9 protein-coding genes are annotated in these 15,372 nt (G+C 66.3%); 4 read left to right on the plus strand and 5 right to left on the minus strand.

Annotation, left to right across the window (positions count from 1 at the left end):
• Window positions 1-6: 6 nt before the first annotated feature.
• Window positions 7-3,687 (minus strand): transcription-repair coupling factor, encoded by a 3,681-nt coding sequence (gene mfd, locus AU252_RS03980; RefSeq protein WP_058929611.1) that lies wholly within the window; start codon window positions 3,685-3,687, stop codon window positions 7-9.
• A gap of 178 nt (window positions 3,688-3,865) precedes the next feature.
• Between mfd and AU252_RS03985 the strand changes: the two genes are divergently transcribed.
• The 4 genes from AU252_RS03985 (at window position 3,866) to nhaA (ending at window position 7,576) form a co-directional block, all read left to right on the plus strand.
• A complete protein-coding gene (locus AU252_RS03985) occupies window positions 3,866-5,419 on the plus strand; it encodes an SDR family oxidoreductase (RefSeq protein WP_058932729.1) in 1,554 nt (517 codons plus the stop codon).
• A 48-nt stretch (window positions 5,420-5,467) separates the two neighbouring features.
• A complete protein-coding gene (locus AU252_RS03990) occupies window positions 5,468-5,965 on the plus strand; it encodes a DUF2505 domain-containing protein (protein ID WP_058929612.1) in 498 nt (165 codons plus the stop codon).
• 4 nt (window positions 5,966-5,969) lie between these two features.
• A complete protein-coding gene (locus AU252_RS03995; protein WP_058929613.1) occupies window positions 5,970-6,191 on the plus strand; it encodes an SCO4848 family membrane protein in 222 nt (73 codons plus the stop codon).
• Window positions 6,192-6,262: 71 nt separating this feature from the next.
• The gene (nhaA, locus tag AU252_RS04000; RefSeq protein WP_058929614.1) at window positions 6,263-7,576 is read left to right on the plus strand and encodes a Na+/H+ antiporter NhaA; all 1,314 of its coding nucleotides are present in this window, start codon (window positions 6,263-6,265) and stop codon (window positions 7,574-7,576) included.
• A gap of 52 nt (window positions 7,577-7,628) precedes the next feature.
• Here nhaA and sufU read toward each other — a convergent pair whose 3' ends face one another.
• From sufU to AU252_RS04020, 4 genes are all read right to left on the minus strand, one after another.
• Window positions 7,629-8,078: a Fe-S cluster assembly sulfur transfer protein SufU gene (sufU, locus tag AU252_RS04005; RefSeq protein WP_058929615.1), complete on the minus strand. Its 450-nt coding sequence runs from the start codon at window positions 8,076-8,078 to the stop codon at window positions 7,629-7,631.
• A 24-nt stretch (window positions 8,079-8,102) separates the two neighbouring features.
• Entirely contained in the window at window positions 8,103-9,428 is a 1,326-nt protein-coding gene (locus tag AU252_RS04010) for a SufS family cysteine desulfurase (RefSeq protein ID WP_058929616.1), read from the minus strand.
• 401 nt (window positions 9,429-9,829) lie between these two features.
• Window positions 9,830-12,550, minus strand: a complete 2,721-nt coding sequence (locus AU252_RS04015; RefSeq protein ID WP_346425660.1) for a LuxR C-terminal-related transcriptional regulator — start codon at window positions 12,548-12,550, stop codon at window positions 9,830-9,832.
• Window positions 12,537-15,275, minus strand: a complete 2,739-nt coding sequence (locus AU252_RS04020) for a LuxR family transcriptional regulator (protein ID WP_058929617.1) — start codon at window positions 15,273-15,275, stop codon at window positions 12,537-12,539. Before AU252_RS04020 ends, AU252_RS04015 begins: the two co-directional genes overlap by 14 nt.
• Window positions 15,276-15,372: the final 97 nt, after the last annotated feature.

Genomic DNA, 15,372 nt, shown 5'->3' on the forward strand with positions numbered 1-15,372 from the left:
CAAGCTCTAACTCACCGCCAGCGGTGCGTCGGAGAAGATGTTGCGGATGACCCCGTTGGCCCATTCCAGGATTTCGGCGTCCTGCAGGTCGCGGCCGCCGATCCTGGCCGTCTTGGGCTTCGGAATCAGCACCGCGTCCAGGGCGGGCTTGGACTGCGAACCCGGGTACATCCGGGTCAGCCGCATCAGCTTCGACTCCGGCAGCTGCGCCGGCGAGAACTTGATGAAGTTCCCCTGGAGTGCGACGTCGGACAGGCCGGCTTCGCGGGCACCCACCCGGAAGCGGGCCACGGCGATGAGGTTCTGGACCGGAAGCGGCGGTTCACCGTAACGGTCCACAAGCTCGGCCAGGACCTCCTCGATGGCCTCGTACGTCAACGCGGAGGCCAGCTTGCGGTAGGCCTCCAGGCGGAGCCGCTCCCCCGGCACATAATCGTGCGGGAGGTGGGCGTTGACCGGCAGCTCGATCTTCATTTCGGCGGCCTTTTCCTCGGCGTCGCCGCGGAAGTCTGCCACCGCCTCACCCACCAGGCGGATGTAGAGGTCGAAGCCGACGCCCTGGATGTGGCCGGACTGCTCGCCGCCCAGCAGGTTGCCGGCGCCGCGGATTTCGAGGTCCTTCATGGCCAGCTGCATGCCGGCTCCGAGCTCGTTGTGCGTGGCCACGGCCTTGAGGCGTTCCAGGGCCACCTCGCCCAGGGGCTTCTCGGACGGGTACAGGAAGTAGGCATATGCGCGTTCACGGCCGCGGCCCACCCGGCCGCGGAGCTGGTGCAGCTGGGAGAGGCCGTATTTATCGGCCCCGTCCACGATCAGGGTGTTGGCGTTGGAGATGTCCAGGCCGGTTTCGATGATGGTGGTGCATACCAGGACGTCGAAACGCTTTTCCCAGAAGTCCACGATGATCTGCTCCAGCCGGCTCTCGGACATCTGCCCGTGCGCCACCTCAACACGTGCTTCCGGAACCAGTTCACGGATCTTCGCGGCCGTCCGGTCGATGGTGGACACCCGGTTATGCACAAAGAACATCTGGCCTTCGCGCATCAGCTCACGCCGGATGGCTGCCGAGGTCTGCTTGTCCGTGTACGGTCCCACATATGTCAGCACGGGATGGCGTTCCTCCGGCGGGGTGGCCAGCGTGGACGTTTCCCGGATGCCGGTCAACGACATCTCCAGGGTCCGCGGAATCGGGGTGGCGCTCATGGCCAGCACGTCCACGTTGGTCCGCATCTTCTTCAGCGCTTCCTTGTGCTCCACACCGAAGCGCTGCTCCTCGTCCACGATCACCAGGCCCAGGTCCTTGAACGCGAAGTCCTTCGACAACAGCCGGTGGGTGCCGATGACGACGTCAACGGAGCCGCTCTTGACGCCCTCCACGGTCTCTTTGGTTTCCTTGGTCCCTTGGAACCGCGACAGGGCTTTGACCCGCAGGGGGAACCCGGAGAAGCGCTCGGTGAACGTTTCGAAGTGCTGCTGGGCCAGCAGGGTGGTGGGCACCAGGATCGCCACCTGCTTCCCGTCCTGGACCGCCTTGAACGCGGCCCGGACGGCGATCTCGGTTTTGCCGTAGCCCACGTCGCCGGACACCAGGCGGTCCATGGGGATCTCGCGCTCCATGTCCGCCTTGACCTCATTGATGGTGGTCAGCTGGTCCGGCGTCTCCACGTACGGGAAGGCCTCCTCCAGCTCACGCTGCCACGGAGTGTCCGGCCCGAAGGCATGGCCCTTTGAGGCCATCCGCGCGGAGTACAGCCGGATGAGCTCGCCGGCGATCTCCTTGACGGCCTTGCGTGCCTTGGACTTGGTGCTGGCCCAGTCGGAGCCGCCCATCTTGCTGAGCACAGGGGTATCGCCGCCAACGTAGCGGGTCACCTGGTCCAGCTGGTCTGTGGGGACAAACAGGCGGTCCCCGGGGGCGCCGCGCTTGGACGGGGCGTATTCCAGGACCAGGTACTCGCGGACGCCGTCTCCGCCGCCGGCCACCTTGCGCTGGATGAGTTCGATGAAGCGGCCAATGCCGTGCTGTTCGTGCACCACGGAATCGCCGTTGACCAGCTGCAACGGGTCCACGGCGTTCCGCCGCTTGGACGGCATGCGCCGCATGTCCTTGGTGGAGCCCGCGGAGGTCCGTCCCAGCAGGTCTGCTTCGGTGAGCAGCCCCAGCTTGAGGCTGTCCAGGACAAAACCGCGTCCGACGGCGGCAGTGGTCACCTCGATGATGCCCGCCTGCGGCTCCTTCTCAAGGGTGTCCACCCTGGCGCAGGGGATGTCGGCGTCGTGGAAGAGTTCCGCCAGGCGCTGCGCCGGGCCGGGACCCTCCGTGGCCACCACGATCCGCCACTGGTCCCGGACGTGGGAGCCGATGAAGTCCATCATCTCGGCCACATCACCCTGGTACCCGCGCGGTTCGCGGGCGCGGAGGTTCAGGACGTCAATCTCGGGCAGCAGCTCCTCGTCAGTTGCCAGCGACGTGATGGACCACCAGGACACCTCGTGCTCCAGCGAGAAGCTCCGGGTTTCGGCCAGGGAACGGAAGCTGGCGGAGTGCAACGCTGCCGACGCCTGCGAACTGAGGTCCAGCGGAGCCGTGCCGCCATCGGAGGCCGTGGACCAGGCTGCTTCCAGGAACTCCTCGTTGGTGGCCGCAAGGTCATGTGCGCGCCGGCGGACCTTTTCCGGTTCAATGATCACCGAGATGGACCCGGCGGGCAGCTGCTCCACGAACGGGACCATGGTGTCCACCAGCACCGGGGCCAGGGATTCCATCCCTTCCACGGCGATGCCGCCGGCGATCTTCTCCAGCATGTCCGCGGCCGCGGGAAGCTGCGCCTTGAGGGTGGCTGCGCGCGACATCACCGACGGCGTGATGAGGATTTCGCGGCAGGGCGGGGCGTGGAGCTCGGCGGGGTGATGCACACCGGGCGCCGACAGCGAGCGCTGGTCGGCCACCGCGAACCAGCGCATCTGGTCCACCTCGTCGCCGAAGAACTCCACGCGGATGGGATGGTCCTCGGTGGGCGGGAAGACGTCGATGATGCCGCCGCGGACGGCAAACTCGCCACGGCGGGTGACCATGTCCACGCGTGCGTAGGCGGCATCGGCAAGGCTCCGCACCACGCTGGAGAACGGCATGTCCTGTCCCACCTTCAGTGTGACCGGAACCAGGTCACCCAGCCCGGCGACGATCGGCTGGACCACCGCGCGGACCGGTGCCACCACCACACGCAGCCGGCCCGCCGTCGAACTTTCCGGGTGCGCCAGGCGGCGCAGGACGGACAGCCGGCGGCCCACCGTGTCGGAGCGGGGCGAGAGCCGTTCGTGCGGCAGGGTTTCCCAACTGGGGAACTCGGCCACTGAATCGGCCGGCAGGTAAGCGCGCAGGGCTGCTGTCAGATCCTCTGCTTCGCGTCCTGTCGCGGTGACCGCCAGCACCACAGGAGGGAGCCCGCCGTCGGGAGTTCCTTCGTCGGAGCCAGCGTCCAGGCCGTCTGCCATTTCCGCCAGCAGGACGGCGCGGAGTCCGGCCGGCGCGCTGATCTGGTAGTCCTGGCCCCGGACGTCAAAACCCCTGGCCGCCTCCGCCTGGACCCGCGCGAACGTCTGATCTTCTGCCAGGACACGGCGCAGTCCGGTCAGCGAGGGACCACCGTTGGACGGGCCAGGATGGGACGGGCCAGTGGGGCTCATGGCGGAAACTCCTGTGGGTTCATGGGATCGCAGGCAACACGAAAGCCCGAAATTCACTTCGAATCCCGGGTCATCCCAGCCTACCCCTGCCCCGGGGCCCGCCGGGCACCCCGTTGCTAAGCTTGCTGAGGAAGCGCGCCTGTTGTGCGCCTCCGCCTGCCGGCTTGAGGAGCTTTCAGTGAGCGATAGCAATAGTCCGAGCGACACTCCCCCCACCGTGGCACCGGGGACGGCGCGAACGGTCCTGGTGACCGGCGCCACCGGCTACATCGGCGGCCGCCTGGTCCCCCGGCTGCTGGAAGCCGGGCACACCGTCAAGGTCCTGGTCAGGACCCCGGCAAAGATCGCCGGCGTGCCGTGGCTGGGCAAGGTTGAGGTCATCGAGAGCAGTCTCGACGACGGCGGAGCCCTGGAGCAGGCGCTGGCCGGCGTCGACGTGCTCTACTACCTGGTCCACTCCATGGCTTCCGGCGCCGGCTTCGAGTCCAAGGAAAAGGCCATGGCGGAAACGGCGGCCAGAGCCGCTGCCGCCGCCGGCGTAGGCCGGATCGTCTACCTGGGCGGCCTGCACCCGGCCAACGTGGAACTGTCCACCCACATGCGGTCCCGGGAAGCCGTGGGAGAGGTGTTCCTGGACAGCACGGTGGACGCGGTGGTCTTCCAGGCCGGGGTGGTGATTGGCTCCGGGTCCGCGTCCTTCGAAATGATCCGCCACCTGTCCGAAGCGCTTCCGCTGATGCCGGCCCCGAGCTGGGTGCGCAACAAGATCGAGGCGATCGCTGTCCGGGACGTGCTGCACTACCTTGTGGGCGCCGCATCCTTGGACGGGCCCGTCAACCGCACCTTCGACATCGGCTGCCGGCAGGTCCTGAGCTACGCGGGCATGATGAAGGAATACGCCGCCGAGGCCGGGCTGCCGTACCGGGTGGTGCTGGCTCTGCCCATTCCCGCCCCGAGGCTCGCCGGCGTGTGGGTGGCCCTGACCACGCCCATCCCGCTGTCCATGTCGCTCCCGCTCGTCGAGTCGCTGCAGCACGATGCCGTGTCCCGCGAGCACGACATCGACGCCCATATTCCGGTGCCGGCGGGCGGCCTGACTCCGTACCGGCGGGCCGTTGCCCTCGCCCTGGGCAAGGAGCGTGATGGCCAGGTGGAAACCACATGGTCAAATGCCGGGGCCGACGCCGATCCGCTGCCCAGCGATCCGGACTGGGCGGGCCACACGGTCTACGTGGATGAGCGGACCTTCCACGGCGATGTTGATCCCGCCCACGTGTGGACCATCATCGAAGGAATCGGCGGCCGGAACGGCTGGTATTCCCTGCCGCTGGCATGGCGGGTACGTGGCTGGCTGGACAAGCTCACGGGCGGCGCGGGCCTGCTGCGGGGACGAAGGCACCCCGGCACCCTGGCCTCGGGCGAAGTGGTGGACTGGTGGCGCGTGGAACGGATCGAGCGCGGAAAACTGTTGCGCCTCCGCGCGGAGATGCGCGCCCCCGGACGGGCCTGGCTTGAACTGTCCGTCGAACCTGACGGGACGGGCAGCCGCTACCGGCAGCGGGCCATTTTCTTCCCCAAGGGCCTCAGCGGAAAGCTCTACTGGCTTGCCGTTCTGCCCTTCCACAGCCTCATATTTCCGGCGATGGCACGGAACATCACCACGGCGGCGCAGAAAATCGCCAGCGCCGACAGCGCGGAGGCCGGTTCCAACAACACGCAGGGCTCCCCGTAGGATGTGGGGAGCAAAAAGCGTTCTGACCTACACATCACTGGAGGACCCATGGCACTGAGTGCAACCACTACCCTTCCCCACGCCGTCGACAGCGTCGCTGCCGTCTTTATCAACGAGGACTTCCAGCGGCACACGAGCCAATTCGTTGGCGGCACGCTTGAATCCTTCGAGGTGGCCGGAGACGTTGACGGAGTATTCAGCACCACCTCGGTCCGTACGCTGCCCACCACCCGGCTGCCGGAGATCGCCCGTAAGTTCGTGGGCGAAAAGCTCACGGTGACGCAGGTGGAGAACTGGGACGCCCCGGCGGCCGACGGTTCCCGCCAGAGCAACATCACGCTGAAGATCGCCGGCGCCCCCCTTGATGTGACCGCGGTCCAGCGGCTCGTCGCAGAGGGCGGCAGCACGCGCATTGAACTCGAAGGCAACGTCACGTCCTCTATTCCCTTCCTGGGCGGCAAGATCGCCGAGGCTGCTGAGCCCATGGTCTCCAAGGCCCTGAACATCCAGTCCCAGCAGGCCCAGGCCTGGCTCGAAAGCCACTAAGGCCATGGTGCTCCCCCTGTTTGCGGCGGTGGTCCTGATCATCGCCGGCCTCTGGTCCCTGGTGGTCTGGCCGCAGTTCCTGCGCCGCGTGATGAAGGATCCCAGGGCGCGGGACGCCGCGGGCAAGGCCACAAAGTTTCTCACCGTCCACGTGGTGCTGGTCAGCATCTCGATGGTGCTGGGAGCTGCCACTGCCGTGATCGGGGTTATGGGCGTACTCGGGTAGGCTGGTCACAGGTGCGCCGGGAAGTCTGGTCGGCAATAGTTTTGCCGACCCCTTAATTCCAGGAGCCACCCATGGCCAAGCACCCTTCCCGCCCCGCCTTCGCCGCTAAGGTCCTCAGTCGCTCAAGTTACCCCGAATTCCTGCGGATCTCAGAGATCCTCAGACTGGAAACTGCCGGCGGTGCCCTCCTGTTGTTGGCCACCGCTGCGGCCCTCCTCTGGGCCAACTCGCCGGCGGCTGAGGGTTACTTCGCGCTGCGTGACCTGAAAATCGGTTACGAACCCTGGCACCTCCAGCTCTCCCTGGGGCATTGGGCCTCCGACGGTCTCCTGGCCATCTTCTTCTTCCTGGCTGGCCTGGAACTCAAACGGGAGTTTGTCTCCGGCGAGCTCCGCAAGGTATCCAAGGCGGTGGTCCCCGTGGCCGCGGCCGTGGGAGGGGTCGCAGTTCCCGCCCTGATCTACACGCTGGTGAATCTGGGGCAGGACGCTGACAGCCTCCGGGGCTGGGCAATTCCCACAGCCACCGACATTGCCTTTGCCCTGGCCGTCCTGGCCGTCATCAACACCCACCTGCCTGCGGCCCTCCGAACCTTCCTGCTGACCTTGGCCGTAGTTGATGACCTGCTGGCCATCGGCATCATCGCTTTCTTCTACTCGTCCGGACTGCAGCCGCTCTTCTTGTTGGCGGCTCTGGTTCCGCTGGGGCTGTTTACTCTTCTGGCCCAGAGGAGGGTCCGTAGCTGGTACCTGTTGCTGCCGCTGGCCGCCGCCACTTGGGGACTCGTCCACGCCTCCGGTATCCACGCCACGGTGGCCGGTGTGCTGCTCGCATTTGCCGTGCCAGTCCTGGCGTCGCGGAAACGCGGTGAGACGGGTTCCGGCATGGCTGAGTCCTTTGAACACCGGCTCCGCCCGCTTTCGGCAGGCTTCGCCGTCCCGGTCTTCGCCTTCTTCTCCGCCGGAGTAGCCGTGGGCGGCCTCAACGGCTTCCGTTCGGCCCTGGCGGATCCGGTGGCGCTGGGAATTGTGGCTGCGTTGGTGGCCGGCAAGACGATTGGTGTGTTCGGCACTACCTACCTGATTACTAAGACCACCAGGGCAAAGCTCGACGACGGCCTCGCCTGGATCGATGTTGCAGGCCTTGCGCTGTTGGCCGGTGTGGGCTTCACCGTGTCGCTGCTGATCGCCGAGCTGAGCTTCGGTGCGGGCTCCGCCCACGATGACCACGCGAAGGTGGCCATCCTCACCGGATCACTGGTGGCCGCCCTGCTTGCCGCCGTGGTGCTCCGGCTGCGGAACCGGCATTACCGCACAGTGGAACTTGCGGAACGGCATGATGCTGACGGCGACGGCATCCCGGACGTTTTCGAGCACCGAGGCTGAGAGCCTCGGCGCGGCCTTGGCGCGGCGTCGGACCTGCGTCGGACCGTAAGGGCTAGGCGGCCTGGTTCAGGGCGTCCTCGGCGGCCACCCAGGAAATCATGGCGCACTTAACGCGCGCGGCGTAGCGGGCCACACCCTCGAACGCCGCGGCGTCGCCCAGGATCTCGGGATCGGCGTGGATCTTCCCGCGTGAACGGAGCAATTCGCGGAAGTTGGCAATGACGGCGTGGAGTTCGTCCACGGTCATTCCCTCCGCGAGCTCGCTGAGGACCGACGCCGACGCCATCGAGATGGAACAGCCTTCGCCGTCCCAGGAAATCTGTGCCACCTTGCCGTTTTCCACGGCCACCCGCAGCGTGACTTCGTCGCCGCAGACCGGGTTGAGCTGGTGGGACTGGCCAGTGGACGCCCCCGCCGGCGCTGCGACTCCCGCCAGGCCGCTGCCGTAGCGGACCTTGGAATGGTCAAGGATGATCTGCTGATACAGCTGGTCAAGGCTCATGGTGGTGTACCTTCGGTGATCGCGCTAGACGCGGAAGTAGGAGCGGACTCCGGCTACGGCTTCCAGGAAGGCGTCGACGTCGTCGGTGGTGTTGTACAGGTAGGCGCTTGCCCTGGTGGTGGCGGTCAGGCCCAGGCGGCGGTGCAGCGGCTGGGCGCAATGGTGACCCACGCGGACGGCGATGCCCCGGGAATCCAGGAACTGCCCGACGTCGTGCGCGTGCACACCGTCAACGTCGAACGCGGCAAGGCCGATCCGTTCCCGTCCGGCGGCGGGCCCCAGGACCCGGATGCCGGGAATGGACTCCAACCCGGCCACCATCCGCTGGCCGAGTTCCGATTCCCAGCGGTGCACGCGGGCCAGGCCGGTTTCCGTGAGGTAGTTGGCTGCGGCAGCCAGGGCGACGGCCTGCGAGATCCGCTGGGTGCCGGCTTCGAAGCGCTGCGGCGCGGGCAGGTACTCGGCCCGATCCATGGTCACGGTGGTGATCATGGAGCCGCCGGTGAGGAACGGCGGCAGCACGTCCAGGATGTCCTGCCTGCCGTAGAGGACACCGATTCCGGTGGGCGCCAGCATCTTGTGGCCGGAGAACACGGCGAAGTCTACGTCCAACGCCTTGACGTTCAACGGCAGATGCGGCGCGGACTGGCAGGCGTCCAGGACCACCAGGGCTCCGGCCTGCCGCCCCAGCGCGACCAGTTCCTGCACGGGATTAATCGTGCCCAGCACGTTGGAGGCGTGGGTGAAGGCGAGGACCTTGGTTTTGCTGCCCAGGATCTCTGCCGCAATGTCCAGCCGCAGGGCACCGGCGTCGTCGATGGGGATGTAGCGCAACGTGGCGCCGGTGCGGAACGCCAGTTCCTGCCAGGGGATCAGGTTGGCGTGGTGCTCCATCTCGGTCACCACGATCTGGTCACCCGGGCCCACTGCGAGGTCTTTCAGCCGGGCGTCGCCGCGCCCCTGCGCCGCCCACAGCGCCGCGTTGGACAGGGCGTAGCTGACCAGGTTGAGGCCTTCGGTGGCGTTGGAGGTCCACACCGTTTCCGTGTAGTCGGCACCGATGAAGTCCGCTATGGTCTGGCGGGCATCTTCGAACACCTCTGTTGCTTCGACGGCAAGGTAGTGTGCCCCGCGGTGCACGGCAGCATTGCGCTGTTCGTAAAACTCCTGCTCAGCTTCGATGACACTGAGTGGGTTTTGCGAGGTGGCGCCCGAATCGAGGTACACCAGGCGCTGGCCGTTCACCAACCGGCCAAGTACGGGGAAGTCGTTTCGAATCCTGAGGACTTCGGCGTTATCCATGGCCGGCACTGCGCGTTCCAGCGTGGCAGGCGTTGATACTAGGGCCAAAGCTAAACTCCTTGAGATGCCAATGGATTGACACTCAATTGTCCCACAACACCACTATGGCGGCGGCCCGATGGGCAACCGCCACAGCAGCTCCGGGCTTCAGCCCGCGGAAGTGAGGGCCGGCGACGGCTGGGGGGAGAGTCTCGGTCTCAGAAGACTCTGACGTCGCCGGCCCCGCTTCGATCCAGCCCCAGGGGCCGGAAGTTTGCTTCAAAATGAGGCCTGAAAGTCTGTTGGCCGGTCCGCGGTTTTGGTGGCTCCGTGTTTTCCTGCCGCACTAAGTCAATCGCAAGCTGAAGCTCAGCACACGAGTAGGCAGTACTCTACTTTCTGGGGCCGGGGCTACGCGTTTCCGGACGTCCGTACACAGGGTCCCGGACGCATGGCGTCCGTACGCAGGCCTAGTTCGGAAGGGCCGAAGCCAGTTCGTCGCGGCTCCGCACGCCGAGTTTGACGTACGTGCGGTAGAGGTGCCCCTCCACAGTACGCACGGACACCATGAGTCTTTGTGCGATCTCCCGGTCGGTGAGACCTTTCACAGCGAGCTCTACGATGTCCTGTTCCCGGCGGGTGAGGTGCACGCTGGGTGCTGCGGCGATGAAGTGGCCTTCCCGGAACCGCTCGCCCAGTTCGTGGTCGCATTTCTCCCGCAGGGCCACCGCCTGACGGGCCCGCCGGCGCTCTCCGGAGCTCTCAAGGACGGTGCTCGACCGCGCGTAGGCTTCCCGCGCAAGGCTAACGAATCCCGCGCCTTCAAGCATGGCTGCCGTTTCCATGATGGAATCGGCGTCCTCGGACTCCCAATGCCCAGCCAGGGTGAGCATTGCCGCGGCCCAGCGGCCTTCGACGCTCCCCGCCAGTGAGTGGACCAACGGGATCACGGAATGGTCGCCCAGGTCCCAGCAGAGAGCCAAGAGTTCCAGGAGTGTCCCGGCCCGGGTGGTCACCTCGGGCGTGGTGGCCAGTGTGTGGAGGCGCGCCAGGCCTTTTCCGTCATGCGCCACATACTCCGATGCCGCTGCCGCGTACGCCCTCGCAAGGAGTCCGTAGCCGGGGGAACCCTGCGGTGAATCCTTGTAATCCAGCTCAAGCCGGCCGGCCTGGGCGGCGTCGCCGAGCCTCGCCGCTACATAAAACGCCAGCCCGGAACCAAACCGGAACATCTGCAGCGGATCGTTGAGCCTCAGGGTCTCCACCGCCGGCAGCAGCGTTTGGTAGGCGCGTTCCATCCGCCCCTGCCGCAGGAGCGAGTAGCCACGGAGCACCTCAAGGCTGCCGCCGAAATAGGCGACACCCCGCGGCTGCCCGGCAGCATAGTTCGCCAACTCCCGTTCCGCCGAGTCCCACTCCCCCATGGCCAGGTAATCTGCCACCAGGCGGCCAAGGACAAATTCATTGAAGAAGAACACGCCACCCTGCAGTGAGGGAAGTTCCGAGACTGCCAGCAAGGCGGCATCCAGCCCCTGGACGGCCCGTCCGGCCGGGGCGAGCGAATGGGCCAGCAGCGCCAGGCCCACCGCACGCAGGGCGTCGTCCGTGGCATCGCCGGCGCGGCTGCTCCGAAGTTCCTGGACCTCGGCCTCCAAGGCCTGGTGGTTGCCTGCTTCGCAAAGTTCCAGCAGGCGAAGCAAGCGCTCCTGCCAGGGCCCGGCCAGCGCACCGGCGGTCTCTTGGGAATCCGGCGGCACAGCATCCGGGCCAGCCGTCATGGCGCCTGCGCCCTTAAGCGCTTCCCGGGAATCGGCCGCGAATACTGACAGCGGCGTTCCCAGAGCCTGGTGTGCCATGGCCCTGAGCATCAGGACCGGAACAGCCCAGGCACTGTTCCCCAGCTGCAGCCAGCATCCGTCCAGGAGCTTGGCCGCACCCGCAAAGTCGCCTTCATTGAATAAGGCGCGTCCCTGGACGGCCTGTGCCTGCGGCACGAGGTCCGGGTCCGCGACCTTCGCCGCCATCATCCGGCTGCTCCGGTTCCGGGAGTGGACCAAGGCAGTGCCGGCCGCCTCAAGCAGCTCGGGATCGGATATTTTCAATCCACATTCAAGGGCCCATTCCACGGCCCTCATCCTGCCTTCAGACCCTTCGGGAGCGGTTCCCAGCTGATCCCGGATCTTTTCAAGCAGCTGTAGGCTCCGGGACACCGAGATACTTGTGCGGAGCGCCTCGCCGAACACGGAGTTCCAGATCCGGAGATCGGCTGGAATGCCGGAACTTTCCACCATCATCTGCTGGTCCAGCAGCGTGCGAACTACTTCAGCGCCAAAAATATCCTCGATCACCTTCCGGCTCACGGGCCCGGCGAGGGCGACAAGTTTCAGGACTTCCTGCTCTTCCGGGCTGCGCCGGAGCATGTCCTTTACCACCACCTCGGCGAGCCTGGGTCCGTCGGCAGGCAACGGGCCCAGCAGCATCCAGATCCCGTTCCGCTTTGCGAGTTCGCCCCGCTCTGCGGCATCATGCAGCAAGGCATCAAGAATCCGCGGATTTCCGCCAGACGCGCTCCAGATTGTGTCAATGGTTCCGGAGGGGATTGTTCCATCAAGTGCGTGGGAGAGGACTTCCTCGACCTGCTCCCGGTTCATGGGTCGGAGATCCACACGGTCAGCCAGGCCGTCGTACCAGAGCTGAGCGAGCGGCTGGGGCAGCCCGGGCCGCGGCCTGCCGGCAGCAAGCACTGTGGCCCAGCCAGCGGAGATCATGTCGGCCACGATGCTGGCCGTTGCCTCGTCCAGGTGATGGGCGTCATCCATCATCAGAAGCAACGGGGTATCCTTGCCGGCTTTCAGCTTCTCAAAGTACCTCCACACGGACCGCAGCACAGCCACCGAAGACACGGAGTCTTCGGCCGTCAGCTCCGCCGTGTAGGGCGCCAAAACTCCAAAGGGAACGCCGGACAGCGACGAACTTCCATGGATCTGAACAATGATCATCTCCTGGGAAAGCCGCTCGGTGATGGCCTCGGTCAGCGTTGACTTCCCGATGCCCGGGCCCGCCATGAGGAACACGGCCTGGCTCGTGCGGCTGCGAATGATGTTGCAGATCCGGTCCAGCGGCTCACGCCGGCCCGTGAGCAGTCGATATTGCGTTCCCTGTTTGGCAGCGTGGCCGTTAGACGAGTCCAGTCAGATCACCCCTGGATGTAACTCCGAGCTTGGTAAAAACCTGGTAAAGGTGGCCTTCCACAGTGCGCACGGACACGCCCATCTCCACGGCGATATCGCGGTTGGACGCGCCCCGGCCGGCCAGCCGCGCGATCTGCCTCTCCCTGGCGGTCAGCAGCGGGCTGCCGCTGCTCGGCACGATCGGCAGGCTTGCCACGGTGGCTGCGAGGATGTCCAGTCGGGCCTGTGCAGTCCTGGCGGAAAGCGAGTCACCGGCCTGCCGGGCGTAGTCAACGGCCAGCGCCATGCACCGGGCCTCAACGGCATCCAGTTCCAGGGTGGCCGCCAGTTCCCCGCCGGCAAGCAACGTTTTGGCGTCGTGGGTGCGGCTGCCCACGGCGACAAGCCGCGAAATTTCCGCCAAGGGGCCCTGGCGTTGCCCGGCCACTTGTTCCATCAGCCGGAAGTCCGCTTCCGTGCCGTTGACCGTGGCTCCGAGCAGGCTGATCCCGGCCAGGGTGAACCTGCCTGCTGCGATGTCACGGCGGGCTGACTGCTTGAGGCGGGTGGCTGCGTCATTGTCCCCCAGCCATCGGGCGGCCATATCAGCGCAGAATTCAGTGCGGCTCCGGGTGGCATGGTCAGCGGTACCTGCCGTCCGCTGCAGCCGGTCAAGATACTGCCGGGACTGCCCGGCATTGCCGATCTGCGCATACGCGAAGGCGATGGCGGCGTAGGCGGCGCGGAGCAGGCGCTGGACGGGCCGCAGTTCCAGCTGTGCAGCGGCCGAGAGCAGCGAATCAAGGGCAACGGCGCCGCGGCCCGAGTACACGTAGGCGATGCCGGCCGCTAGCTCCGCGGCGGCGCTCCGGTAAGGGAGCCGGTGGAACTCGCGCGCGGAAGGCGGATCCAGGAGGTCGATGCACCGGCGCCATTGCCCTGCCATCAGGAGCACGTTGTACGCCCGGCCGGCGAACCTCTCGCGCAGCCCCACGATCTCGGCCGCGTCCGAGATCTGCCCGCCCAGCTGCCTCATCAGGCTCAGGGCGTCCATTTCCCGCCCGGCCATGGACAGGGCGCTCATGAGGATCACCGCTGAGTTCATCCTGAACCAGGTGTCCGGATTCTGCCCGGGGTCCGCAGCGGCTTCCAGTGCCGGCAAGGCGGAGGCGTAGTCCCCCACAAAAGCCTGGTACTCGAATTCGCTGAGGCTGATCCGGTTGGCCGCAGCAGCCAGCGGCTCCGGCCAGCCCTTCGCGATTCCTGGCTCCACGCCCAGCCGCTCGCGTGCCGTCTGCAGCAGCGCCGGCACCCGGGCGGTGTGTTCGGGGAGCCAGACCATGACCCGAGATTTGGCCTCGACCACCCGGGCGAACTCCTCAACGTCCAGGTTGTCCAGCTGCGGCTGGGAAATATCGTCCAGTGCTGCCATGGCCTGCACCGGGAGGTCCATGAGCAGGTACGCTGCGGCTTTCTGCCGCTGGGCAGGCACCCATTGAGGGTCATTCCGCTTCAGCGTGTCGGCATACTTGAGGGCAAAATGGGGGTCAAAGAGCTGCACTGCGGCCTCGGCGGCGGCAAGCGCCATGGCCGGACTCAGCTCGGCCTCGCATTCCTGGGTCCAGGCGCCGAACGCCATCAGTTCTTCCACCGTCATCGTGGCAGGGTCAGGTTCCTTGCCGCCCAGGAGCAGGCTCCGCAGTTCCCTTCGCCGGGTGATGCTGAGCCAGGAGCGGACAACGTCGCCGAGGTACTTTTCACGCAGTGAAACCCATCGGTTGTCCGAGGAATCGATCTCCAGCAGGCCCGAATCTTCCATGTCCGCCACCACACCGGCACCGTACACTTTGGTCAGCCTGGACAGTTCCACGCTGCGGGCGCACGAGAGCATCTCGATGACATCCCGTTCCTCCGGAGACTTCCGGGTCCACTGGGACCGGACGATGTCGTCGAGGCTGGCCGCGCCGTCGAGCACCACCTTGTCCCGAAGAGTCCAGACGGAGTCCGACAGAACCAGGTTCCCCGAATGCTGCTGCTCGGTTACAAGCGCTTTCAGGAGCAGGGGGTTGCCGCCAACCATGGTGTGGAAAGTGCTGACCAGGGAGGCCGAAACGCGGTGGCCCAGCAGGGAAAGCAGCACCTGGCGGGTCTGCAGCTCATTGAGGTTGTCCAGCCTGACCTCGGTGAGCCGGCGGTCGTTGAGGAGCCAGTGGAAGTCGGCCGGTAGATCACTGACCATGGGTGCCACGGCCACCATGCGGGCGGTCCCGGTCAGGAGGATGTTGAGCAGGACGCCGGCGCTCATATCATCAATGCTGCCGGCGGTGTCCAGGGTGATGACACACTGGCGCCCCGCGGCATCGCTTTTGATGAGGGACGTAATGCCACGGAGGATGGCTGTGGGCGACCCCATGTACGCCTGGGGAAGACGCGCCAGCAGGAAAGCCAGGCAGCCGTAGGGTGTTGTGCCGGACGACGGTCCGCTGCGCAGCTGCAACGTCCAGATATCCGGGCCAAGGTCGGCGACAGCTGTCCTGGCCAAGGATGACTTACCTACGCCTCGTCCGCCGGTGATGACGACGCCCAGCGAGTCGAGGCTGGTCAGGGCGGCGCGGACCGCTTCGAGGTTGGCGCTCCGTGCGGGCACGGACCATCGCTGCGGCTCTGACACGCCTGCAGTGTCGGTGCGCAGCTCAAGGTCGTTGAGCGGTGACCCACGTCCCCAGCTGAGTGGCTCGATTGACATGAACTTGTCCCCTACATCCCACTAAAGCGGGATAAGCCCCATCGCTCCCCCGCTTAGGAAGAAGACTACCCCTTGGCACACGCAGGTAAACAGGGAC

The sequence above is a fragment of the Pseudarthrobacter sulfonivorans genome, from assembly GCF_001484605.1.
In the GTDB taxonomy this organism is placed as follows: domain Bacteria; phylum Actinomycetota; class Actinomycetes; order Actinomycetales; family Micrococcaceae; genus Arthrobacter; species Arthrobacter sulfonivorans_A.

What these genes read in the sequence shown, in the direction of transcription:
- mfd (WP_058929611.1), bottom strand. Translation starts at nt 3,687, where the DNA reads ATGAGCCCCACTGGCCCGTCCCATCCTGGCCCGTCCAACGGTGGTCCC.
- AU252_RS03990 (WP_058929612.1), top strand. Translation starts at nt 5,468, where the DNA reads ATGGCACTGAGTGCAACCACTACCCTTCCCCACGCCGTCGACAGCGTC.
- AU252_RS03995 (WP_058929613.1), top strand. Translation starts at nt 5,970, where the DNA reads ATGGTGCTCCCCCTGTTTGCGGCGGTGGTCCTGATCATCGCCGGCCTC.
- nhaA (WP_058929614.1), top strand. Translation starts at nt 6,263, where the DNA reads ATGGCCAAGCACCCTTCCCGCCCCGCCTTCGCCGCTAAGGTCCTCAGT.
- sufU (WP_058929615.1), bottom strand. Translation starts at nt 8,078, where the DNA reads ATGAGCCTTGACCAGCTGTATCAGCAGATCATCCTTGACCATTCCAAG.
- AU252_RS04020 (WP_058929617.1), bottom strand. Translation starts at nt 15,275, where the DNA reads ATGTCAATCGAGCCACTCAGCTGGGGACGTGGGTCACCGCTCAACGAC.